Raw genomic sequence first — 25,680 nt, forward strand, 5'->3', positions numbered from 1 at the left:
CGCACGATGATAGTAGAAAAAAAGGCAGTGAAAATGAAAATATTAGATAGAACTACAGCAAATAAACCAATTACTCACCCAGTGAAAGTACTACAATTTGGAGGAGGAAATTTTTTAAGAGCCTTTTGTGATTGGATGTTTGATGTTTTAAATAAAACTACTGATTTTAATGGAAGTGTTGTGGTGGTTAAACCCACAGAACGTGGTGATTATAAGGCGTTAAGAGCTCAGGATGGTTTGTTTCATGTTGCGCTAGATGGGGTCCGTAATGGAACGTTAGTTTCAGAAGTAAGCTTAGTAGAATCTGTGAGTGATGTTATCCAACCTTATACAGAATGGGATAAATACCTACAATTAGCTGAGCAACCAGAAATGCGGTTTATTGTTTCTAATACCACAGAGGCAGGAATAAAATTTTCGGAGAATGATAAACAAACAGATTTTCCTCCGCATGAGTTTCCTGCAAAATTAACACTATGGTTATACCACCGATTTAATTTTTTTAACGGCGCGGTAGATAAAGGCTGTATTTTATTGCCCTGTGAACTTATAGAAAACAATGGAGAGGCTTTGAAAAGTACAGTTCTCCAATATTCAAAACATTGGAATTTAGAAAAAGAGTTTGCGGCTTGGATAGAAAAACATAACTATTTCTGTAGTACTTTGGTAGATAGGATCGTTTCAGGTTTTCCTGAGGATCGTAAAGAAGCTATTGAAAACCAACTAGGTTTTAAAGATGAATTACTGGTAGCTGGTGAAGATTATCATAGTTGGGTCATTAAAGCACCATCTATAGTAAAAGCAGAACTACCTTTTGCACAAACAAATCTAAACGTACAGTTTGTAGAAGATTTATCGGCATATAGAGAAATGAAGGTCCGTATTTTAAACGGAGCACATACTTCTTTGGTGCCTGTTGGCTATTTAGCAGGCTTACGCACGGTAAAAGAAAGTATGGACGATTCTGTAGTTTGTAATCATGTGATGAAAGTACTTTCTACCGAAATAAAACCTACACTTAGCAATTTTTCTACAGCAGAAATAGATGCATTTATAAATTCGGTCATAGATCGTTTTAAGAACCCAACATTAAAACATTTCCTAATTGCAATTTCGCTGAATAGTACCTCTAAATTTCAAGCACGTTTGCTACCTGCTTTTATAGAGTATACGCAACTGAAGGGCGTTTTTCCAAAAAGAATAGCCTTTTCTTTAGCGTGTATGATACGCTTTTATAAAGGAGATTTTAAGGGCGATAAAATAGCAGTGAATGATGATGTAAAGGTTCTAGACTTCTTTAGCCAAGAATGGGGAAAGGTGACCAAAGAGGAGCAAACTATAGATGATTTAGTGCAGAATGTACTTTCTAATAGTGCTATTGTGGGAACAGATCTGAGCCAGTATCCTGGTTTGGTAAAGTATATTTCAGAAGCCTTATTAGCAATAGATAAAATAGGAGTAAAAGCGTATTTAAACACCTTGTAAGAAAGCGATATGATTATAGATTCACATCAACATTTTTGGAAATACGAACCAAAAAAACATAGTTGGATAGACGATGACATGGCCGTAATCAGAAAAGATTTTATGCCAGCAAGTCTTAAGAAAACCTATTTTGAAAACGGTATAGATGGGTGCGTGGCAGTTGAAGCAAACCAAAGTACACTAGAGACCGATTTTTTAATGGATTTGGCTTCTAAGAACGATTTTATAAAAGGAATTGTGGGTTGGGTAGACTTTAGAGCCGATGATATTGAAGAGGTATTAAAACATTACCATCAGTTTCCTATTGTTAAAGGTTTTCGCCATGTAGTTCAAGGAGAGGCAGATCATAATTTTTTATTGAGACCCGATTTTTTAAACGGAATTTTAAAATTAGAGCAGTATAATTTTACGTATGATATTCTTGTATTTCCTCATCAATTAGGAGCTGTTTTAGAATTTGTGAAAAAGTTTCCGAAAATCAATTTTGTTATAGATCATATTGCAAAGCCCTATATCAAAGATGGTTTTTTTGAAGGTTGGGCAGTGCTTATGGAGGCTATCGGAAAAGAGCCTAATGTGTTTTGTAAACTCTCAGGGATGATTACCGAAGCAGATTATAACACTTGGAAACCAGAACAATTACAACCCTATATGCAATGGGTGTTAGATGCTTTTGGAGCTGATAAATTACTGTTTGGTTCTGATTGGCCCGTATGTTTAGTGGCAGGAAATTATCAAAAGGTAAAAGAAATAGTGACCAATTTTATTGCGCAGTTGCCAGAGGAAGATCAGGTCAAAATTATGGGCTTGAATGCCATAAAGTTTTACAATTTATAAAATATAGCAGATGGATTTGAAGTTAAAAGATAAAATCATTGTAGTCACTGGTGCTGCAGGTATAAAAGGAAGCATAGGAGAAACTATAGTTCAACATTTGGCTGCAGAAGGTGCAATTCCGGTAATTGTTTGTCGTAATGATAGAGGGTTTGGATACGAGAAAGAATTACAAGAAAAGGGGATTGATGCGTTGTTTGTAAAAACAGATTTATCGGATGCTGTTCAGATTGAAGCAGCAGTTAAAAAAATAGAAAATAAATACGGTAAAATCGATGCGCTAATTAATAATGTAGGCGTAAATGATGGTGCAGGTTTAGATGCTTCTATTGATGATTTTATGTACTCTTTAAAGCTAAATATGGTAAGTTATTTTGCAATGACTAAATACTGCCTTCCGATGTTGAAAAAAACAAAAGGAAATATTCTAAATATAGGTTCTAAAGTTGCGCTTACGGGGCAAGGAGGAACATCTGGCTATGCCGCTTCTAAAGGAGGTGTTTTTGGTCTAACTCGTGAATGGGCTGTGGATTTAATAAAATTCGGAATTCGTTCTAATGCTATAGTTATTGCAGAAAGTTGGACACCTGCCTATGATGCTTGGATAAAAACCTTAGAAAACGGCGAAGAGAAATTGAATGCTATTGTAAAGAAAATTCCTTTAGAAAATAGAATGACCATGCCTGCGGAAATCGCAGATCAATGTTTGTTTACCATCTCAGAGAAATCATCACATACTACTGGGCAATTTATTACCGTAGATGGCGGATACGTGCATTTGGATAGATCACTACTCACAGAATAAGATTAAAAGACATTTGTGTTATGATTTAAGACGCTTATCGCCTTGAAGCACCCCTGTCATTTCTATTTTTGATTTTAAAATTAATCAACCCACATATGAGTCAGTCTAAAAATACGCCAGTTGTAAAACGAGAGTTATTATTTCCTTTTATTATCATTACTTCTTTATTTGCATTATGGGGTATTGCCAATGATTTAACGAATCCTATGGTTTCTGCATTTAAAAAAGTGATGCCCGAACTATCTAATATGCAAGCTTCTTTGGTACAATTTGCATTTTATTTTGGATACTTTTTTATGGCCTTACCAGCAGCGTTATTTATCAGAAAATACAGTTATAAAGCCGGAATAATTTTAGGTTTAACACTATATGCTATTGGCGCTTTCTTATTTTATCCGGCAGCAGCTCTTCAAGAATTTAATTATTTTTTAATATCGCTTTGGGTAATTACCTGCGGTTTGGCATTTTTAGAAACCACTTCTAATCCCTTAATTTTATCCTTAGGAGATAAAGAAACAGCAACGCAACGTTTAAATTTAGCCCAGGCTTTTAATCCTATAGGTTCTTTAATAGGGATGATTGTTGCGCAACAGTTTGTTATTTCTGCATTGCGTTCCGATGATAAAAATGAAGCAGGAGAATTGGTGTACGATACTCTATCTACCAGTGCAAAAGCTGTGGTGAGAGAAAATGACTTAAGTGTAATTAGTGTTCCTTATATTATTTTAGGTTTAGTGGTGTTGGTTATTATGGGAGTCATTTTATGTACTAAAATACCTAAAACAGTAGATGCAGATAAAATGTCACTTTCAGCATCGTTTCAAAAATTGTTTGCCAATAAAAATTACATTTTTGGGGTAGTGGCACAAGCATTTTATGTAGGGGCTCAAATTATGTGTTGGACTTATATTTTTCAATATGTAGATAATATCAATGAAAGTTTACCAGAAGATCAGGCATTAACGGCAACGTGGTATAATGTAGCCGCTATGATTATATTTTTATCAGGAAGATGGATAGGTACTGGATTAATGAAAACCATGAATCCGTCTAAGGTTCTAATGTTATTTGGACTTGGAGGGGTTGTTTTTTCTGCGGGAGCTATTTTATTGCCAGGAGAAATTGGGCTGTATTCTTTAGTAGGTATTTCATTATTTATGTCCATTATGTTTCCAACCATTTATGGTATCGCCTTAAAGGATATGGCCGACGAAGCAAAGATTGGTTCCGCAGGTTTAGTTATGGCTATTGTAGGAGGTGCATTAATGCCCGTTTTACAAGGGGGTATATTAGATTGGGGCGGTCCTGGTTTTTCAGACGTTCAAGTTTTAGGTTTTATTCCTGAAGTTAATTTTTCTTTTATTCTACCACTCATCTGTTTGGTTGTTGTGACCATCTACGGTTATGTAACTTTTAATGCATCAAAAAAATAGAACTTATGAGTGTAAAGAGATATTGTTATTCTTGCGATTTAAAAGATGATTCTAAATTAATAGCGGAATATAAAGCCTACCATGCGGAAGGAAAAGCTTGGCCTGAAATTACAAAAAGCATTAAGGACGCGGGTATTGTAGACATGCAAATCTATTTAACAGGCAATAGAATGTTTATGATTATGGAAGTGAATGAAACTTTTAATCCTGATAAAAAAGCGGCAATGGATGCTCAAAACCCAAAAGTACAAGAATGGGAAAATCTCATGTGGGATTATCAGCAAGAATTGCCATGGGCAGAAAAAGGCGAAAAATGGATGGCTTTAGATAAGATATTCCAATTATAAGATATAGTTAGTTTTAGTGTTAGATAGTTTAGAGTTTAGGAGTTTTATATAAAACGACTAAACTCTTTTTTTTAGTTCTGTTTTTGTCTAGTAGAGTCGTTCACGGTATGATTTAATTTTTAAGATCTTCAGTTGTTATAAAACTTAAGATGAAAAATAAAAATATCACGATGGGCAATGCTTTTAGGGTTTTGATAATAAGTATACGATACTTCTACGGAGGAGATAGATTATTTAGAAGCCTTCAGGACTAAAAGCAATGATTATTTCTAAAAACGCTTTCATTTGAGTCATCATGTTTTTATTCGAGAACCGTTTTAAGTTTATCAACCAACGTGTCCTGAAACTTGGTATGCCGACAGTAATAATACTATTTGGTCAGAAGATTATCATAAGTATGGAGTATTATGGGAGGACCCTTGGAATTTATTTTATTATGTAGATGGCGTTCAAGTACGTAAAACACCCATTGCAGAAATAGATCCTGAAAACTATACTAATGGAGCAGGTTTTACTAAGCCGATGCATATGATTATTAGCGCTGCAGCACAGTCTTGGAGAGAAACTCAAGGAATAAATTTTTTAACAGACCCTACGGTGACTAATGAAGAAAATACAATTATGCGTGTAGATTGGATTCGGGTTTATAAACCGGAATAATAAGTAATAAGAAAGCCAAATCAAAAATGATTTGGCTTTCTTTAAATAATGTTTTTTAAGGTAGGATTATGCTAAGCTATTGCTGTAAGCAACAATGACGATACCTATTACCATACAGCTTAAACCAACATATAAGAATTTCCGTGCCTTCGGCGAAGCTTTAACCCATTCCTTGGTGATAATACCACTGATAATAGCTGTTACCACACAAGAGGTATTAAATATGGCGTAACCAACGGTATTTCCTGATGCACCTAATTTATAGGCTGCAAATGCAAATAGGGCAGAAGCGGCATAATGAAAGAAGGCCATGACGAGTATAAGTACAAAGTTTTTGCCAAAAGCAGGTGTTTTAAAATCTCCCCATGCTTTTTTGGTCGTCAGTTGCCAAAGAAAATAGGCGGTCATTACTAAACCACCACTTATAAATATAGGAAACATTACGGCAACTGCGGTTACCCATTCTGCATTTCCTGCAGCCTGACTAGCTTCATGCAAATAAGGTCTACCCGCTGCGTTGGCATAACTGAATCCAGTGGCGAGTAAACCTCCAATAACTGCAATTAAAATACCAGTAGCCATGGAGCCTTTTTGTGAGCTATTCTCTTGGTTATCTTTTTCTACCTTTTCTCTAATAAAACCTGCTTTACCATTAGCAAATATTCCTATTAATACAACGAAGAGCCCTAATAGTATAGTTGTTAATTTGTTGGTAGGAGGCAAACCATCTTCAATAAATGGTAATACAGAGCCAACTAAAATAATAGTACCGATAAAAAGGGAGAAACCTAAAGAAAGACCAATATGATTAATGGCTTTACTCCACATCATAACCCCTACACCCCATAGAAAACTAGTAAGGCCCATTTTTATCCAGATGTCTGTAGGCATATTACTGAATATGGAAACAAAGCCATCAATTAAAGTAACCGATGCAATGATGGGTACCACAAACATGGTGAGTAAAAAGAATAAACTCCATGTGTTTTCATACTTAAAGCCCTTTGTAAACTTTTCAGGTAAGGCATAAAGCCCAAGCATTAGTCCGGCAAAAATTGCCAGTAAAACTCCTTCTGTCATAATTGGTTATTTTTTGAGTTAATTAGTTATCATTAAAATGAAAATTTGAATACCGTCGTGCTCGTGAAATTTTCGCCAGCTTTGGTAATCGATTTAGGAGAACCTTCAATATTAGGCCCATTAGGATATCGATGCGTTTCGCAACAGAATCCTCTATATTTTCCATATTGAATTCCATTTTCTCTTTTCAAATCATCTGAGGTGTATTTTCCCGTATACAAAAGCATACAAGGCTCTGTAGAATAAACATCTAAACGTACTAGTTTCTGACTATCAACAATTGAAGCTACTTTCTTTAGGGCTTCTTCTTCATCAAAAACATAAAAATGTTCAAAGCCATCATTTATGGCTTCGTGAACAGCTCCAATACGTTTTTCTTCTCGTAAATCATCAGGTTGCCCTTCTACATTGACTATTTTTCCCATAGCGGCACCAGTTTCATCCAACGCTAAACGCTTGTTGGTATACACTTGCGCGGTATGACTTTCTACGCTCTCAGAAAAGCCGGATAAATTAAAATAGGTATGATTAGTGAGCGATAACGGAGTATCTTCATCAGGTGTGGCCAAGTATTTAATTTTTAGCTCATTATGGTCTGTCAATGTAAACGAAACACTTATGTTTACGTTTCCTGGAAAACCTTCTTCCATAGTTTTACTCTGTAAAGACATCGTAATAGAAGCTGCATCGGCATCCTTGGTGGTGACACTCCAAATTCTTTTATCAAAACCAACAACGCCACCATGTAAATTGTTAGGTCCACAATTATCTGCTAAATCATATGTTTTACCATTTAGACTAAATTTAGCATCTTTTATTTGAGAGCAATATCGGCCCACAGTAGCTCCAAAATAAGGGGAGTTATTTTTATATGCTTCAGAAAAATAGCCTTCTAAGGAATCAAAACCACAAACAATTTCTTTCAGTGCTCCATGAGGATCTGGTAGCTGTATGGAGGTAATAGTAGCCCCGTAGTTGGTTATTTTGACTACCATACCTTTAGCATTTTTTAAAGTAAATAATGCTATTTTCTTATCTTCTATAACTCCAAAATCACTTTTTATCACTTTCATACGATTATTTTATTGTTGATATGGTGCTAGTTTTTCCCAATTAAAAACCACCCCTGTTCCAGGCTCGTTAGAGGCTACTGCACGGTAATTTTCTACTACGAGTGGTCTGGTGGTATATGCATCAATAGGGAAACTATGAACTTCCAACCATCCCGCGTTTGGTTGTGCAGAAACTAAACTTACATGTAGTTCTTGCATACCATGAGAGCAAGCAGGAATACCATGTTGGTCTGCCAAACGTGCGGCTTTAAGCCAACCCGTAACTCCACCACAATTAGAAGCATCTGGCTGAATAAAGGATAATTTTGCTTGATCAAAAGCATATTCAAATTCATGAATAGTATGCAGATTTTCTCCCATGGCTAATGGGAATCCCGTTTTCTCGGCTATTTCAGCAAACCCTTTATAGTCATCAGGAATAATGGGTTCTTCAAACCAAGTGATATTATATTTTTTAAAACCTTCAATAGCTTTAATTGCTTTTTCAATAGACATAGAATAATTGGCATCTACCATGAACGTTACGTCTGGACCAATAAATTCTCGTACCGCTTTAATACGTTCTAAATCTTCTTCTAAATTTTCCCTTCCTATTTTTATTTTAACAGCATTAAAGCCATTTGCCAAATAGGTTTTCATATTATTTAAAAGCTTAGGTATGGGAAATTGTAAATCTATTCCTCCACAATACGCTTTACACGTATTATCTGCGCCACCAGCCATTTTCCATAGCGGAAGTCCTGCTTTTTTACATTTGATATCCCAGAGTGCAATATCAATAGTAGCTATGGCAAAAGAAGCTATCCCTCCACGACCAACGTAGTGAATATGCCACTCCATAAAATCATAGATGCCATCTATATCTGTACCATCTTTACCTAAAATGGCCGCTGCGAAATCATGATCTATCATTGCTTTAATAGCATGGCCACCTTTTCCTCCGGTATACGTATAGCCGGTTCCTTCACTACCATCTTCCAAAGTAATGGTGGTGGTTATTAATTCAAAATGGGTATGGTCACCATGTTTTGCATCATTCAATACTTCTGGTAAGGGTACCTTAAATATTTTTGATATAATACTCTTAATTGCTGTGCTCATTTTTAGGTCTATAAATACAATTGATTATTAGCTAAGCTTTGTGTCTGATGTAAAATGTTTTCTTCTCCATATATTGTTCAAAGCCATACTTGCCATCTTCACCACCAGAACCAGATAATTTGTAGCCATTATGGAACCCTTGGTGCTGCTCACCATGACCACGATTTACATATATTTCACCGTATTCTAATTCATCATTACATTTCATAATGGTATTCATGTCATTAGTAAAAACCATTGCAGCCAAACCATATTCAGAATCGTTCGCATACCCAATAACTTCGTCAAAAGTTTTAAATTTTAATACGGGTAGAATAGGACCAAAAGATTCTTCATGAACAATGGTCATATCTTGGGTTACATTGGTTAAGACCGTTGGCTCAAACCAATATCCCTTTTCAAATTGAGTACCTACTGGTTTTTTTCCACCTGCAGCAATTGTTGCGCCTTCTTGTACACTAACGGCAACCAAATGCTCCATAGCTTTAAGCTCTGCGGCATTTACTTTAGGTCCCATATCAGTATCTTCTAACATTGGGTCACCCACTTTTATTTCACTGACTTTTTTAAGGAATTTCTCCATAAATACATCATAGATAGATTCCTGTAAATACATGCGTTCATTACAAGTACATACTTGGCCGCAATTATCAAAACGAGAATGCAAAGCCGCGTCTACAGCAGCATCAATATCGGCATCCTCAAATACAATAAAGGGCGCTTTACCACCTAATTCTAATTGAACATGGGTTAAATTTTGAGCGGCATTCCTAGCAATTTGTTGTCCTACAGGAGTAGAGCCAGTCATGGTGACCATTTTGGTAATAGGGCTTTCAACTAACGCATTACCCATAGCTCTACCTGGTCCTGTAAGAATGTTGATAACTCCTGCAGGGATACCTACTTTATTGGCAATAGTTCCTAACTCAAGTGTGGCTAATGGTGTTTCTGAAGTTGGTTTTATAACGATACTATTTCCTGCAATTAATGCTGGACCCAATTTTCTAGCAGCTAAGGCCAATGGAAAATTCCACGCGGTAATAGCAACAATAACTCCTCTAGGTATTTTTTGAATCCAAATTTGTTCGTTAGGATTATCAGAAGGAATAATATCACCTTCAATTCTACGAGCACCTTCACAAGCATATTCTATAAAAGAAGAGGCTACTGCAACTTCAAATCTCGCTACTTTAAGTAGTTTTCCCTGTTCTTTAACCAGTAATTGCGCTAAATATTCAGAATTAGCTTTAATCTCATTAGAAAACTTATATAGAAGATCTGCTCTTTCTTTTGCCGGTAATTTTTTCCATTCTTTTTGCGCTTTTTCAGCGGCTTGCAATGCTTCGATAGCTTCTTCTGTAGTTCCATTTTGAACGCGTGCCACGATTTCTTCTGTAGAAGGGTTTACAATAGCAATAGTTTCTCCTGATGTTGAGGTTCTCCATTCTCCATTAATGAAGAGCTTATATTCTTGTATTGATGACATAGTGTATGGTATTATTGTTTTGTATTCGTTTTTCTAAAAGCATCCATTCGTTTCGCAGCTTTTCCTTCAAATTCTCGGCGTAACTGCCAAAGAGGGCGCTCCAATGTTAATTCCCAGGTGAATAGTTGTTTGTAAAGTTCTCTGACTTTTTCCGGATGTGCCGCAGCTACATTATTAGTTTCAGAAATATCTTCCTGTATATTGTAAAGTTCAGCAGGCCGATCAGGAAACCGAATTAATTTCCAATCCTGATTTCTAATAGCAGCTCTGTTTTCTTTTTTCCAGTAAAGTAGCTCATGTGGTCTTTCGGTATTTTCTTCTTTTAAATAGGGCAAAAGGTTAACACCGTCCAATTCTTCCATCGCAGAACTATTTCCGCTTGCAGCGGATAAAAAAGTAGGGAAAAGATCTAAGGTGCTAATAGGGTAGTTGTAATTTTTATTTTTTTGTAATTGTTTGGGCCAAGACATTAAAAAAGGCACTCTAATACCGCCTTCTAAATGATTTGCTTTGGTACCACTTAACGGACTATTGTCAGAATCATTAGCGTCTGATGGTCCGCCATTGTCATTTGTAAAAACAATTAATGTGTTATTTGAAAGCCCTTGAGTTTCAAGTTCTTTTAAAACTGTACCAATAGCACGGTCCATGGCTAAGGTCATTGCTGCCAATGTTTTTCGTTTTCCTTTTAAATGAGGAAACTGCTCTAAATCTTCAGCAGTAGCTTCCATAGGAGTATGTACTGCATTAAAAGATAAATAGATAAAAAATGGATGTTTTTTATTTCTGTTGATGAATGAAATAGCTTCATGAGCCAGTTCATCGGTAAGATACCCTTCATGTTCTAAGAAGTTACCAAACCCTCTTTCTAATCGGTCTTCGTTTTTGCTCAATGGATTAGAATCATCGTAAGGCATATAACTACGGGCACCACCTCTAAATCCATAGAATTCATCAAAACCACGTTTTGTGGGATGAAAACGATCTGCATTTCCCTGATGCCATTTTCCGAAAAGTGCTGTTTTATAACCTAGATCTTGCAAATAATTTGCAATCGTAATTTGGTCTAAAGGCAAACCCATTTCATCGCCTACTAGACCGGATGTACTCATGTAACCAGGAACATTATTTTCTTCAAAGCCGAATTTTTGTTGGTATTTTCCAGTTAAGATGCCTGCTCTAGAAGGGCCGCAAACGGCAGCACTTACATACGCTTGAGAAAATTTGATGCTTTTTTTAGCAAGCTTGTCTAATTCAGGAGTTTTAAATTCTTTACTTCCTTGAAAGCCAAAATCAGCATAGCCCGCATCATCGGATAAGATAAACACAATATTTGGTTGCTGCTGAGCAGTCAAAAAACTCACCTTAAAAAAGCCTAGCAGAATTAGTATTATTTTTATGTACCGATGATGCACTGTATACCTTTTTTTTTAAATTAAATTTATCTTCCCATCCAACCCCCGTCTACAAGGGTAATAGATCCATGCATGTAGTCTGATGCTTTAGAGCACAAGAAAACAATAGGTCCTGCAAAATCTTTAGGTTCTCCCCATCTACCCGCAGGAATACGAGATAAGATAGATTTAGCGCGTTCAGGGTCATTACGTAAAGCTTCAGTGTTGTCTGTGGAAATATATCCTGGAGCAATACCATTTACATTAACACCTTTGCTAGCCCATTCATTAGCAAATGCCATAATCATTTGGCCAATTGCTCCTTTACTAGCTGCATAACCTGGTACCGTAATTCCACCTTGATAGGTTAATAATGAGGCTGTAAAAACTATTTTTCCAGATCCACGAGCAATCATGTCTTTGCCTATTTCTCGGGTTAAAATAAATTGGGCGTTCTGGTTAACTTCGATAACTTTATCCCACATATCATCTGGGTGTTCTGCGGCAGGAGTTCTTAAAATAGTACCTGCATTGTTGACCAGAATGTCTATGGTAGGATGGTTTTCTTTCACCTTCGCTATAAAATTATAAAGGGCTTTTCTATCTGAAAAATCACATTGGTAGGCGCTAAATTTTTGACCAAGTGCAGTAACTTCTTTTTCTACAGCACTACCACTAGCTTCTAATGTAGCAGAAACACCAATAATATCTGCACCCGCTTCAGCTAATGCTAAAGCCATTCCTTTTCCTATTCCTCTCTTACAACCCGTTACAAGGGCTACTTTGCCATTAAGGCTAAAACTCTCTAATATGCTCATTGTTTGTGTGTTATAATTGACAATCCATTAATACTTTTAAACCGTCAGGATTGTTATCTATATTTTCAAAAACTTGTTGAATGTTTGTTAATGGCTGCACATCAGTAATCATTTGTTCAAATGGCAGTTCATTTGCAGTGATGAGTTCAATGGCTTTTTCATAATCTTCTTTTTCGTATACTCGAGCGCCTATTAAGCTTAGTTCTTTCCAGAAAAACTTAAAGAGATCTACTGGTTTTTTCTCTCCATGGATGGCCACCATTAAAATTCTTCCTCTTATACCCGCTACTTCACACATGACATCTAAAGCAGGCTGCACGCCAGCTACTTCAAAAACCACATCTGCACGTCTGTTTTCTGTCTTGCTTTTTACGTATTCGACTAAATCTAATTCAAGAGGATTCACAGCATCAAACCCCAATTCTTTTGCTTTTGCAATACGTTTAGGGTTTACTTCAGATATAATTACTTGTGCACCTACTTCTTTAGCGACCATGGCTACTAATAAGCCAATAGGACCGCCACCTAAAACTACGGCAGTTTCTCCTTTGACTAAACCACTTCTGCGCACATCATGTGTGGCAACAGATAGGGGTTCTATTAAGGCTGCTAATTTTAAATCGGTCTCCGCTTTTAATTTATGAAGTACAAAAGCAGGAACGTTCCAATACTGTTGCATTGATCCCGGGCTGTCTATTCCAATAAATTTTAATTCTTCACAGATGTGATTAAATCCTTTATCAGATGCTTTTACTTTTCTATCATCTAAGGGGCGTACAACTACTTTTTCTCCAATAGAAAAGCCAGTAACATCTGCACCTACGGCATCAATAGTTCCAGACATCTCATGTCCAATAGTCTGTGGCATAGCAACGCGCTTATCCATCATACCATGGTAAATGTGCACATCTGTGCCGCAAACGCCTGAATACGCTACTTTAATTCGAACTTCATCATTGCTAGGTTGTTCAATTTCTTTGTCAATAACTGTAAAGGTTTTATTGCCTTCGTATATGGTTGCTTTCATTAAATTTATTGTTTCAAATAATAAACTAGTTTCATATTTGAAACAAATATACAATTATTTATAAAACAACAAGCTTATAAAAATGCATAGATCGTAGCTAAATTGTTAAAATTTTGGACGATGCTGTTTAGCCTTTCAAAACAGTTTAAAGAAAAGACTGATTTAAAAAGAAGTGTTTTTTAAAATAAGAGCCAAAGGGTTTGGCTTATGGAGTTTGCTTATTGAGAGATATAGCCCAATTTTATAGAGATATCTAGGGCATATTGCGCTATGATTTTTCCTTTTGAGTCAAATTCTTCATGCGGTAATCTCCCATGGGGAGCAGTAATCCAAAGTGCAGCAACAGGGTAACCAGATTCATTATAAATGGGGGCGCCAATACAATGAATACCTTGAATGTCTTCGCCATTATCAATAGCGTAGCCTTTTTGTTTTACCTCAAGTAAGGTACTTTTAAATTCTTTTTTTGAGGTAATAGTGTTTTTAGTAAATTTTGTCAGTGTTAGTTTCTTGAGAATTGCATTACAATCTTCTTGCGGCATATTGGCTAATATAGATTTACCGCCAACAGAACTATGTAGACTAAACTGGGTGCCTTGTTCTACAAATAGTTTTACAGGATAAGATGAAGAGACTTGTTCCAAAATAGTGCCTTTATCGCCTAGTAGTATCCCTAGCATTACGGACTCTTTTAATTCATCTCTTAGGGCGCGCATTACATCTATAGACATTTCAACGATGCTTTGCTCTGTCATTGCGGAAATACCCATAGTAAGCATTTTCCGAGACAAGGTAATTTTTTTTGTGGTCTCGTTTTTCTGGAGGTAATTTTTAAAGATAAGCGTACTTACCACTCTAAATGCAGATGTTTTGGTAAGCGCTAGCGTTTCTGTAATCTCAGCTAAGGTTAATCCGTTTTTTTTAGTGGCTAGTAATTCAATGACGAGTAATCCTCGTTCTAAATTAGGAACATTGTATTCAGATTTTAAATCGGCCTTAGGTTTAATCATCGAGAAACATTTGAATACAAAGCTACTATTATTTCGTTAATTATAAGGGGTAAAAAAAAAGAGGAACATTGTTAAATATGTTCCTCTTCATTTATAAATAATTGATATTATTTAGATTTCTCTCCTTTTGCTGCATGCGTAGTTTTTCTAGCAGACGTAAAACTCATGATGCTTTGGTAATCACTATTGTTATACACATGCGATAATCCCCATCGTAAGATTTCTGTAGGTTCTTTTTCGTTATCTGCCGTTCTATCTAAACCAATGGCATGCGCAGAAACACTTGGAATGACTGACATAATTTCAAAATTTATACCATCTGGTGCCCATTGTATGGTGTTTTTCTCAGGACCGTCTGTTGTAATTAAGGCAGCAATACCATCATTATACGGCCATACACAAATTTCATGACCACTATTGCTAATAGGGTTATAAGGAGATTTTACATAAGGACCTAACGGGTTATCTGCAATAGCGACACCATGGCGAATTTGTCTTCCTCCGAAAGTGATTTTTTCTCCCATTTGCTCTCCTTTGTAGTATAAGTAGAATTTTCCTTTGTAAGGAATAATGCATGGATCATGTACTTTATGACTATCAAAATCTCCTTTTTTCTCTACTAAGAATCTATTTTGTTCTTCCCCTTTCCAAATGCCATTATCTGCCGGACTCAAGATAGGTTCCTCGCTTTTTATCCAAGGGCCATTTGGCGATTCTGACCAAGCTAAACCAACTTGATTTTTAACTCGTACGTTGTAAGGCGATTTTACGGTTTGATAACATAAGTAATATTTGTTCTCATACTTCATGATTTCAACAGTAAATACAGAACGGTCATCATAAGCTCCTTTTTCTCCTCTAGGTACTGCTAAACCTTCTTCCTTCCAAGTTTCTCCGTCTTCAGAAGTGGCATACCAGATGTCACAACGATCCCAAGGGAAAACCTTATCGTTCTCTATATCTCCAGAAAAGCCTTGAGAAGGTCCTGTACTCTTACTATACCAAACATAGAATTTACCATCTTCTTTAATTACAGCGCTAGGGTCTCTTCTAACCACACCTTCTTCATAGGCCAAATCTCCTTTTAATGGCTTTAGATTAGAAAATTCTATAAACCATTCATTTCCAAGGTCTTTTGGCCATTGTAAAGCGCGTTTAGAGGCTGCACTTAGGAAGTCTTTGTTGGTGATTCCTAACTCGTCTATCTGTTCTTCTGTGATTGTGATTTCTTGTTCCTTCATGTCTGTTTGGGTTTCAGATTTTTTAGCATCTTCACATGCTGTGAATGCTAAACTACAGAATATTGATACTAAAAAAAAGGTGTTTTTTTTCATTTTATTGTTTGTTGTTAGATTGGATAGTTATTGTTATTTCGTTGCTCTCTAGTGCGCTAGAACTTGCTTTAATTAAAATATAGGTACGGTACTATTTTTTATAGATTGGATAATTAGTAGCGCGCGGCCTTTATCTGTTGTGATTTCGGTACCATTAAAATCTTGAGTACTGGTCATAGCGCCATTATCTACACCTAACACTTTTGCACCACCAGAGACGGTGAAACTAATTTTTTGATTTTCTGTTTTAATAGCGTTTCCGTCTTTGTCTGTAATTTGTAGTACAATATGGGCAGTATCATAGCCATCTGCCTTTAATTGGTGCTTATCTCCAACTAAAGTTAATGCTTCAGGTTTTGATGTTGTTCTTATAAAAGTTTCAACTTTTTGTCCATTTTTTAGACCAACAGCTTTTAAAGTGCCTTCTTTAAAGGGTACTGCCCATTTATATATGTGATCTTCAAATTCCGTTAGCTTCTTTATTCCTAAAGAGTCTTCGTTTAAGAAAAGTTCTACCTCTTCACAATTAGAGTAGATTTCTACAATGGTGGCTTGACCATTCTCGTAGTTCCAATGTTCATTTACTTCTTGCCATACCCAAAGTGCTTTCTTCCAAGCATCCTTTTTCTTTTCTATAGGATTCGCATTAGGTATAGTTTTATAGTTAGATTTTTCTTCTGTTTGTGTTGCAATGTAGATGGAAGGGGTGTCATTCCATAAAGATTTAAACATATAGTAAGAAGGTTTCTCAAAACCTGCAATATCTAAGAGTCCGCTTGGTGTTCCTTTTTTAGGCCATCCGCCATTAGATTCTCCCAAGTAATCAATTCCTGTCCATAAGAAAGTGCCAGAAATAAACGGCCTATCTAATACTGCTTTCCACTCATGCCATTGTCCCAAATTCTCAGTTCCCATAATGGGTTTGTTAGGATAGTTTTCGTGGCCATAATCATAAATAACCCTACGATAGCTGAATCCAATTATATCTAATGCATCAGCATAACCAGATTCATAACTAGAAGAAGGTAAAATACAATTTGCAATCACATAACGCGTAGTGTCTAATTCTTTGGTCCATTTTGCTAGTTTTTGTGCCGTAGCGCCAATATCATACTGCTCTTTAGGAAGGGTTTTTATTTTTTCTTTTATGACATCAATAGTGTTAGGAGGTACAGACCAAAAATAATTTCCACTCCAGTCCATATTGTTAAAGAAACCTGTTGCTTTTGCATTTCTAGGATAGGTCCATTCTATTTCATTCCCTATACTCCATTGAAAGATAGAAGGATGATTTCGGTGCGAAAGGATTGTATTTTTTAAATCTCTTTCTGCCCATTCTTGAAAATGCTCAGCATTACCTCGCGTAATGTAATCAACACTACGCTCATTCATGTTTTTTCTTTTATCCTTTGGGTTATCCCATTCGTCAAAGAATTCATCTTGAACCAAAAAGCCCATTTCATCACATAAATCTAAGAATTCATTAGACGCAGGGTTATGTGAAATTCTTATCGCATTACAACCTGTTTCTTTTAATTTTTCTAAGCGCCTTCTCCACACTTCTTTTGGTACTGCAGCACCTACCAATCCGCCATCGTGGTGTAAACAAACTCCCTTTATTTTTCTGTTTTTTCCATTTAAATAAAAACCAGTTTGTGCATCAAATTTTATACTACGTATACCAAATACAGTTTCTTCTGTTTCAATAATTTTACCATTTTCTATCACTTTAGTAACGGCTGTATATAGATGAGGTTGGTCTACATCCCATAACATAGGCTGGTCTATTTTTAAAGTAGCTGCATTTTTTTTAGTGCTTGATTTTCCGACATCCAGAGTGGAAGTTATGCTGCCAACTTTAGTTTGATTGGCATCTATTATTTCAGTAGTAACTATTATGTTTTTTGACTCCTCATAATTGTTTTTAATACTGGTTTCAATCTGTATAGTGGCAGATTCTTTTGTAGCATTAGGGGTGGTAATAAAGGTTCCCCAAACCGGAATATGCAATTTGTTTTTGGTTATTAATGCTACATTTCTGTAGATTCCAGAACCTGTATACCATCTACTATCTGCATATCTGGTGCGATCTACAGTTACATTTATAGTATTCATTTCTTTTTTTAGAGATGAAGTAATATCATAATAAAAAGGGGAGTATCCATAAGGATGATCGCCAAGCTCAGTATTGTTTAAGCTAATTGTAGCATTATTATAAACACCATCAAATACGATATAGGCTACTTGATCATCATTTAGATTCAGCGTAAAATCTTTTTTATAATGCCCTATGCCTCCTAAGAGATATCCAGTTGCTCCTTCACCATGTATAGAATCAAGAGAATTCTCAATACTCCAATCATGTGGTAAATTAATTTTTTGCCAATCTGTATCATAGGTGTTGGATACAGAATCTTCTAATTTAAATTGCCAATCAAAATTAAAATCTGCGGTAAGATTTTGAGCAACTTTGGTTGTACAACTTGTTGCTAATATTGAGAAAAAGGCAAGAATGATTATGATGTATTTCATAGGGATGGTATGCGTTACTAATAGTTGTTTTTTTTAACTGATTTCTATTTTGAGTGATGTCATCGAACTAAACATGAGATTTTAAACTGGTTCTGCACAATTTCCTTTTTTTTAGTTCTAAAATTGATTATGAACTTTTCTCTACATCTTTAGGGAAGTAGTATATAGTTCTCAATTTCCTTTAAATGTTACTATTTCATAATTTTGTACGTTTAAAATTTATGATATCTTAAAAAATAGCGACAATCTATGTTTCATTGATAATCACACAAATATCAAGTTATTAAAGGATTTAAAGATATCATCTAACTAGACAAAAACTCAACAGACATTAATTTGTGCTAGTTTTAAAAACATTTGAACTAGACATTGCATATATTCAATCAATTTTTGAATCTAAAATTTCTATCAGCAGGTATATTATGATGAATTATCTCCTCAAAATGAAGAAAAGCTATTTTAAAATACTGATAATTACATGTGTTTTAAACGGTTTTGGTTTTGTTCTTAACGCTCAAGAAGTTGTTAAGTCCGATTCATATTTTGAAAAAGCAGAACTATTAAAGGACACAGATACAGATAGCGCTATTCTTTTGTATAAGAAAAGTATATCTTATAATAGGAGTACAAATGATACTACCAATTTAATAAAAAGTTTATACGAATTATCTAATCTTTATGCGCATAGTTTAGATTATGGAAATGCCTATGATGGGTATTGGGATGCTTTATTATTATCCGAAAAAAAAGGAGATAATTTTGCACGCGCAGAAATTTATCAAGCTTTGGGTTGGTTGTATTTATTTTATAGGAGAGACAATGAAGCGATAAAAGACTTTAATCATTCCATACAGCTTAAAAAAACACTCATTGAAAAAAACGAGCTTAAAGAATACTATCTCCTCTCAGATTATTTCTCATTAATTAATTTGTTTAGAACCAATGGTAATAATGTAATGGCACGAAAATACATTGATAGTAGTATCATTATCCAGAAAAAATTTCAAACAAAATCTAGTTATTTAGATGCTGAAATTGGATATCAAGATGCCGTTGATAAAAAGTATGATTTAGCTATTGATCGACTACATAAAGCAAGAACAGTTTTTGAAAAGGAAAACCCATCTTACCTTATTATTATAAATTATTTATTGGGTGAGGTTTATTACATGATGGGAGATATGACCACTAGTAAAAAGTATTTTAAAACCTCATTGGCACTGACGGAAGTGCATACCAATCACTCCAACTACAAATTAGTGGACCAGGAAGCTTTGGCGTTAATAAGTAAGAATGCAAAAGATTATAAAAGTGCATTTCTTCATTTAGAGGCAGCAAACCAATTGGACAAATCTATTTTTGGTAGGCAAAGTAAAAACAATCAACATCTTTTTGAAATTAATGACCGCTACAGAATTCAAAAAGAAAAAGAAAAAGAGCTTATAAAAGAACAGCATATAACCAACTTAGAAAATGAAGAAAAGCTTTGGGTGCTAAAGTCATGGCTTATGGTTGTGGTAATTTTTTCAATTTTAATTCTGAGTTTTCTTTTGATTAGAAATATCAGGCGTAAACATACCTTAGAGAAACAATCGTTGGAAGAAAAAAGAGCGGTTGAACTGCAAAAAGCGAATGAAATTTTAGAGCTAAAAAATAATGAGTTAACATCTTCTGCTTTGCAATTAATAGAGAAAGAAGAGTTTATTAAAAAGATGAAGGATACTATAGGGAAGAGTAAAGAAAACCTAGATGTGCCAGCAATCAATAGAATCATTAGTTCTGCTCAGGGGAGTCCAACTAGTAACTGGAAAGAATTTGAAGCTAGGTTTACAGCTATCAACCAAAGTTTTTATAAAAATTTAAAGGACAACTACCCCTCTTTGAGTCAGACAGATCTTAAATTGTGCGCATTAGTAAAGCTTAATTTCTCCAGTAAGGAAATGTCTTCCTTATTAGGGATCTCTATAGAAAGTGTCCATACTTCACGTTATCGTCTAAGAAAAAAACTAAACCTAGAACGCAATGACAACCTTACTGAGTTTATTGCTGAAATTTAAGCTTCCAGCATTGTAAAATGTCCTACAAAGAAGTTTTTTTTAAAATGCTGATTTCATTCTTTAAACACGAAATTCATAAATAGTATTCTTCTATTGAATTTTTAATAAAATATTGTCTAGTTGTGTTTGATTTCGCTTGAAACACTATTAAATAGCTTCTTTTTTTTGGTTTTGTTCAGTTTTTGTCTAGTCTATTTAGTGTGGGTAACTATATTAAATTGATAATTTAGTGCCGATAAAATTATTGTTTATCTAATATATCTATTTGTAAATAAGAATTTATTAAAAATAACTCACCAAAACTTGTTTAATACTAATTAACTCAAACAAATTTATGAAGAAAAAAGACAAACTATGGAGACGAATACTTTCAGTATTCTCTCTATTAATGATCTTGGTGGTACAGCAAGGTTACGCCCAAGGTGCTATTACGGGAACGGTAATAGATGAGCAAGGAACTCCAGTGCCAGGAGTATCTATTCTTAAACAAGGAACTAAAGAAGGTTCTGTGGCAGATTTTGACGGAAATTTTGCAATTAATGCATCTAAAGGTGAGGTTTTAGTGTTTTCTTCCATTGGTTTTAAGTCACAAAAAGTGACGGTTGGAGCTGCCTCAAATTTAAGAATAGTATTAATTGAAGATACAGAACTCTTAAATGAAGTGGTAGTTGTAGGGTATGGAACACAGAAAAAGAAAGAGATTACGGGTTCTGTAGCCAATGTTAGTTCTGAGACTATTGTAAAAACGGCAACATCAGATTTAGGAACGGCGCTACAAGGAAAAGTTGCAGGGGTAAATATCCAGGCAGGAAGTGGTAGACCAGGAGAATCAGCCAACGTACAAATTAGGGGTTTAGGTTCTATTAGTTCTGGTGGTTTAGGTCCATTATATGTTGTAGATGGTATTCCTTTTGATGGTAACCCTAATATAGCACCGGAACAAATTGAATCTATAGACATTTTAAAAGATGGTGCATCGGCAGCAGTTTATGGGGTGAGAGCATCTAATGGTGTTATTTTAATTACGACCAAAAAAGGAAAAGCGGGTAAAATGAAAATTGATATCTCTACCTATACAGGGATTCAGAATATTACTTCGGGTACTCCTTTAATGAATACTACAGAACAGCTATACGAGCTAGAGCAAAAAACAGAATTACTAGGTACAGAACCATTAACATTTTTCTTAAATGCAAATGTTCTAGACTACGATTCTAATTTTGTTGAAGAAGTGCAGAATGATAATGCTGTTATTCAAAATTTAGATGTAAATATATCTGGAGGTGTTGAAAATTTAACCCTAAATTTTAATACCAACTACTTTAAGCAAGAAGGGGTTTTAATTAATTCTGGTTTCAATCGTTTAACAAATAGATTTACAGGCCAGTTCACAAAAGGAAAATTTAAAGCTTTTGCTTCAATGGGATATTCCGTTGAAAATAGAGATCAAGAGCCTTTTGCACTTTATGAATATGCCATAGCACAAGCACCGTGGAACAAACCTTTAAAGGATATTCCTTCTGTAGGACAAAATTCTGTAGAGTTGGATGTTGATAATGATATACTTTTTAGCTTTTTATCACGCCAATTAGATAATGTAGATGAACGAGAAGTAAAGTCTGACAACATAGCCTTAAGCTTAGAATATGAAATTATTGATGGGTTAAAGTATAAAATTAACCTAGGGAGAAATAGTTATAACTACTTCAGAAAATTTTTCAAACCACAATATTTAGCATTTACAAATCAAGGAGTACTTAATGCTACTGCCTCTAATATACAAGCTTCTTTGAATGAAGATTATACGTTTTCTAAAAGAGAAACAATAGAAAATATTGTAACCTATGATAAGAGCTTTAACAAGCACAATTTCAACTTTACAGGAGTAATCTCTTATGAAGAATTTAATTCAAGAGCATTAGGGGTTGGTGTAATTTATAGTGAAGATGCAAGTAATGATTTACAAACTTTAGGTTCTGGTGCAGAAGGCATTAAACCAAGTAGTATTAATGTAAATAGTACTCTTGCCGGGAAACTAGCTAGATTGCAATATAACTTTGACGAAAAGTATTTGTTTTCTGCCAGTATCAGACATGATGGTTCTTCGAATTTTACAAAAGATAACAGATATGGATCTTTCCCGAGTGTTTCTATTGGTTGGAATATAAGCGAAGAGAATTTTTTCAAAAATATCACCAGCGTTAATTCTTTAAAAATTAGAGCTAGTTGGGCAAAATTAGGAAATCAAAATACAGGAGCGGCATACTCAGCCATTCCTATTATAGAATCTGGTGTTAATTATCCATTTGGTCCCAATGAAGAACTAGGTTTTGGAAATGTGCAACGTAGGTATACTAATAGCGATTTAAAATGGGAAACTACAATCTCTAAAAATATTGGTATTGATTTAAGTATGTTCCAAAATAAGCTAAGCGTAACCGCAGATGTTTATGAGAACAATAAAGAAGATATGTTATTGCAGGAAAGGTTACCAGCCTCTTCTGGTACCTACCAACCAAGAGCTGCAGATGTTTATAGTGTTAGAACCGTAAACGCGGGGAACATGGTGAATAAAGGTCTTGAAATAGCAGCAAGTTATAAAGACAGAATTGGAGACGATTTTAAATATACTATCTCAGGAACATTTACTAAAAATAAGAATGAGGTATTAGATTTAAACGGAGTGGAACGTGGGTATGCCAATGGTAGGCCAATTGTATCTCAGGGAACTAATGTTGATTATACTACATTTTTAGCAGAAGGATATGAAGCAGGTGCTTTTTTCTTAGTGCAAAATGATGGTGTGATTAAAACTCAAGAACAATTAGATACCTACAAGCTTATTGATGGTGGTGCTCAATTGGGAGATTTAATGATGATTGATCAATTGACAATAGATTCTGATAACGATGGTATTGCAGATCAAGCAGATGGTAAAATTGATGATAATGACCGAGTTTATTCGGGTTCTGGGCAAGCAGATTTTGAAGCAGGTTTAAACCTTAGTTTAGAATATAAAGGCTTTGATTTTTATGCACAAACGTATTTCTCTTATGGTGCAGAAATCTACAATGGAGCAAAATTATACGCTTATGGTGGTGGTAGACATAAAGATTTATATTCTATGTGGACACCTCAAAATCCAGATTCAGATATCCCAACAGATAGACAAAATGCCTTTCATAATAATGTAAGAGCTAGGTCTGATTATTTCTTGGAAGATGGTACTTATTTTAGAATTAGAACACTAACACTGGGCTATACTATTCCTGGCATTACAGAGACCTCAGGAATTGAAAAAGTAAGGTTGTATTTAACTTCCGTAAACCCATTTACATTTACAGATTATACCGGATACGATCCTGAAGTTGGAGGAGATGGTATTTTTACAAGAGGTGTAGATAGAGGTAACTACCCTGTTACAAGACAATTTATGTTAGGTGTTCAATTAAGTTTTTAAAGCTAGAAATATGAAAATAATTAAATATAAAATATACATCATCCTTATAGGCAGCCTATTGCTATTTGGATGTAACGAGGATTCTTTCTTAGAAGAGATAAATCCTAATGCAATAACGCCAGATACCTTTTGGGAATCGGAGCAGCAATATACTAGTGCACTTACCTCTGTATATGGTGCATTGCAATTTCAAGATATAAGTGGCGGAGAATTGCAGTATGAAATGATTTTAGGAGATATAGCAGGAACAGAATCTTGGTATAGACCTGCAGCTTTTAGAAATTTGACGTATAATGATGGTACGTATCACGTAACCGATAAATGGGACCAATTGTATATAGGTATTTTTAGAGCCAATCAAGTAATTCAAAATATCCAAAATGCCGATAGTGCCATTTTTAGTGAGGATGCTAAACTGCAAATAGAAGCACAGGCAAAATTTTTAAGAGCTTTCTTTTATTTTCAATTAGCTCATAATTATGGAGGTGCTGTAATTCATACGAGTGTAGCAGAAACAAAAGAAGAATTATCTAAACCATTTTCCTCTATTGCAGAAGTTAATAGCGCTGTAATTTTTCCAGATCTAATTTTTGCAAAAGATAATTTACCACAAACTTGGGATGCTAAGAATATAGGTAGAGCAACATGGGGAGCGGCAAAAAGCCTTTTGGGGAAAGCATATTTATTTGATGAAGATTTTTCTAAGGCGGCATCAGAATTTAATGATGTGATCCAATCCAACGTGTATAGCTTAACCGCAAATATTTCTGATAATTTTCAACATGAAAATGAGTTTAACTCAGAATCTATTTTTGAAGTAAACTATTCGTTTGATTTAAGCCCTGGAGTTCCTGGAGCTGTTGTAGATGATAACTCTAATGAAACAGGAGCAGAGTCTTCTACCATGGCAAATGCCGTTGGTCAATTAAATTATGGAGGGTTCAATACCATATTACCTAGTTATAATTTACATGAAATGTTGGTTAATGATCAAGTAGATCCAGCCAATGCCATAAATGACGGTAATAGTGAGTCTAAAAGAATGACCGCTACCATCGCTACCAGAAATGGAGAGGGCTTATATTATCAGCAAGAATATTCCGCTATTCGTGGTTTTGCCTTCGGACAGAGTGCTTACGTGAAAAAACATTCAAACTGGTATCATTTAGAGGCAGAACCTGCACAGAGTAGATCAGGTATTAATTTCAGACATATTAGATATGCTGACGTTTTATTGATGTATGCAGAAGCGGTTATAGAGGCTAACAATGATTATGAAACCGCCATTGATTATATCGATATGGTAAGAAGTAGAGCAGGTGTGGTTACACTTCGCCAATATATGGCCGATAATGCAGGTATGTTTCCGCAATTACATGTAAGTAAGCAAGTACATGGAGATTTTCCAATGGTAGCGGCTTCATCAGAAACGGTTATGAAACATTTACAACGTGTAGAACGTCCTATAGAACTATGTTTTGAAGGACATAGATGGAAAGATTTAGTGCGTTGGGGTATTGTTCAAGAAGTTTTTGATGATTTAAGAGCAGATGAAATTTGGAGAGAAGCAAATAAAGAAACAGAACTTAAAGTAAGTGATGGCGGAGTAGCTCCTTTATATATAATTGAAAGAATACGTCCCGACTTTGTTTTAGCTGCGGCAAATTATAACCCAGCGAAGCATAATTATTTCCCGATACCAACTCAGGAAGTACAGACTAATGATAATTTATAATATACTATT

19 protein-coding genes are annotated in these 25,680 nt (G+C 35.1%); 9 read left to right on the forward strand and 10 right to left on the reverse strand.

Going from position 1 to position 25,680, the window contains the following annotated elements; all coding sequences use genetic code 11:
- Window positions 1-33 precede the first annotated feature (33 nt).
- From CELAL_RS12470 to CELAL_RS21895, 6 genes are all read left to right on the forward strand, one after another.
- On the forward strand, window positions 34-1,485 hold the full coding sequence (locus CELAL_RS12470) for a tagaturonate reductase (protein ID WP_041558133.1): 1,452 nt from the start codon (window positions 34-36) through the stop codon (window positions 1,483-1,485).
- 9 nt (window positions 1,486-1,494) lie between these two features.
- Window positions 1,495-2,322, forward strand: coding sequence for an amidohydrolase family protein (locus CELAL_RS12475; protein ID WP_013551269.1), 828 nt, complete (start codon window positions 1,495-1,497; stop codon window positions 2,320-2,322).
- A 10-nt stretch (window positions 2,323-2,332) separates the two neighbouring features.
- A complete protein-coding gene (locus CELAL_RS12480) occupies window positions 2,333-3,124 on the forward strand; it encodes an SDR family oxidoreductase (protein ID WP_013551270.1) in 792 nt (263 codons plus the stop codon).
- A gap of 95 nt (window positions 3,125-3,219) precedes the next feature.
- Entirely contained in the window at window positions 3,220-4,557 is a 1,338-nt protein-coding gene (fucP, locus tag CELAL_RS12485; RefSeq protein WP_013551271.1) for an L-fucose:H+ symporter permease, read from the forward strand.
- A gap of 5 nt (window positions 4,558-4,562) precedes the next feature.
- Window positions 4,563-4,904: an L-rhamnose mutarotase gene (locus CELAL_RS12490; RefSeq protein ID WP_013551272.1), complete on the forward strand. Its 342-nt coding sequence runs from the start codon at window positions 4,563-4,565 to the stop codon at window positions 4,902-4,904.
- 372 nt (window positions 4,905-5,276) lie between these two features.
- The gene (locus CELAL_RS21895) at window positions 5,277-5,564 is read left to right on the forward strand and encodes a family 16 glycosylhydrolase (RefSeq protein ID WP_083807792.1); all 288 of its coding nucleotides are present in this window, start codon (window positions 5,277-5,279) and stop codon (window positions 5,562-5,564) included.
- 66 nt (window positions 5,565-5,630) lie between these two features.
- Here CELAL_RS21895 and CELAL_RS12495 read toward each other — a convergent pair whose 3' ends face one another.
- The 10 genes from CELAL_RS12495 to CELAL_RS12540 form a co-directional block, all read right to left on the reverse strand.
- The gene (locus CELAL_RS12495) at window positions 5,631-6,644 is read right to left on the reverse strand and encodes an L-rhamnose/proton symporter RhaT (RefSeq protein WP_013551273.1); all 1,014 of its coding nucleotides are present in this window, start codon (window positions 6,642-6,644) and stop codon (window positions 5,631-5,633) included.
- Between the two features lie 32 nt (window positions 6,645-6,676).
- A complete protein-coding gene (locus CELAL_RS12500; RefSeq protein ID WP_013551274.1) occupies window positions 6,677-7,717 on the reverse strand; it encodes an aldose epimerase family protein in 1,041 nt (346 codons plus the stop codon).
- Between the two features lie 9 nt (window positions 7,718-7,726).
- The gene (locus tag CELAL_RS12505) at window positions 7,727-8,818 is read right to left on the reverse strand and encodes a mandelate racemase/muconate lactonizing enzyme family protein (protein ID WP_013551275.1); all 1,092 of its coding nucleotides are present in this window, start codon (window positions 8,816-8,818) and stop codon (window positions 7,727-7,729) included.
- 31 nt (window positions 8,819-8,849) lie between these two features.
- Window positions 8,850-10,304, reverse strand: a complete 1,455-nt coding sequence (gene aldA / locus CELAL_RS12510; RefSeq protein ID WP_013551276.1) for an aldehyde dehydrogenase — start codon at window positions 10,302-10,304, stop codon at window positions 8,850-8,852.
- Window positions 10,305-10,315: 11 nt separating this feature from the next.
- Entirely contained in the window at window positions 10,316-11,719 is a 1,404-nt protein-coding gene (locus CELAL_RS12515) for a sulfatase (protein WP_013551277.1), read from the reverse strand.
- Window positions 11,720-11,745: 26 nt separating this feature from the next.
- Complete coding sequence (locus tag CELAL_RS12520; protein WP_174260391.1) at window positions 11,746-12,510, reverse strand: SDR family NAD(P)-dependent oxidoreductase; 765 nt, start codon at window positions 12,508-12,510, stop codon at window positions 11,746-11,748.
- Window positions 12,511-12,526: 16 nt separating this feature from the next.
- Window positions 12,527-13,543: a zinc-dependent alcohol dehydrogenase gene (locus tag CELAL_RS12525; protein ID WP_013551279.1), complete on the reverse strand. Its 1,017-nt coding sequence runs from the start codon at window positions 13,541-13,543 to the stop codon at window positions 12,527-12,529.
- 218 nt (window positions 13,544-13,761) lie between these two features.
- Window positions 13,762-14,553: an IclR family transcriptional regulator gene (locus CELAL_RS12530; protein ID WP_013551280.1), complete on the reverse strand. Its 792-nt coding sequence runs from the start codon at window positions 14,551-14,553 to the stop codon at window positions 13,762-13,764.
- A 107-nt stretch (window positions 14,554-14,660) separates the two neighbouring features.
- The gene (locus CELAL_RS12535; RefSeq protein ID WP_013551281.1) at window positions 14,661-15,887 is read right to left on the reverse strand and encodes a glycoside hydrolase family 117 protein; all 1,227 of its coding nucleotides are present in this window, start codon (window positions 15,885-15,887) and stop codon (window positions 14,661-14,663) included.
- Between the two features lie 72 nt (window positions 15,888-15,959).
- Window positions 15,960-18,419, reverse strand: coding sequence for a glycoside hydrolase family 2 TIM barrel-domain containing protein (locus tag CELAL_RS12540; RefSeq protein ID WP_013551282.1), 2,460 nt, complete (start codon window positions 18,417-18,419; stop codon window positions 15,960-15,962).
- 443 nt (window positions 18,420-18,862) lie between these two features.
- Here CELAL_RS12540 and CELAL_RS12545 point away from each other — a divergent pair, with 443 nt between their 5' ends.
- From CELAL_RS12545 to CELAL_RS12555, 3 genes are all read left to right on the forward strand, one after another.
- Window positions 18,863-20,476 (forward strand): tetratricopeptide repeat protein, encoded by a 1,614-nt coding sequence (locus CELAL_RS12545; RefSeq protein ID WP_041558134.1) that lies wholly within the window; start codon window positions 18,863-18,865, stop codon window positions 20,474-20,476.
- A gap of 334 nt (window positions 20,477-20,810) precedes the next feature.
- Window positions 20,811-23,936 (forward strand): SusC/RagA family TonB-linked outer membrane protein, encoded by a 3,126-nt coding sequence (locus CELAL_RS12550; RefSeq protein WP_013551284.1) that lies wholly within the window; start codon window positions 20,811-20,813, stop codon window positions 23,934-23,936.
- Window positions 23,937-23,946: 10 nt separating this feature from the next.
- Window positions 23,947-25,671 carry a RagB/SusD family nutrient uptake outer membrane protein gene (locus CELAL_RS12555; RefSeq protein WP_013551285.1) on the forward strand — a complete coding sequence of 575 codons (1,725 nt, stop codon included), beginning with the start codon at window positions 23,947-23,949 and terminating at the stop codon, window positions 25,669-25,671.
- Window positions 25,672-25,680: the final 9 nt, after the last annotated feature.

It is taken from the genome of Cellulophaga algicola DSM 14237, from assembly GCF_000186265.1.
Taxonomy (GTDB): domain Bacteria; phylum Bacteroidota; class Bacteroidia; order Flavobacteriales; family Flavobacteriaceae; genus Cellulophaga; species Cellulophaga algicola.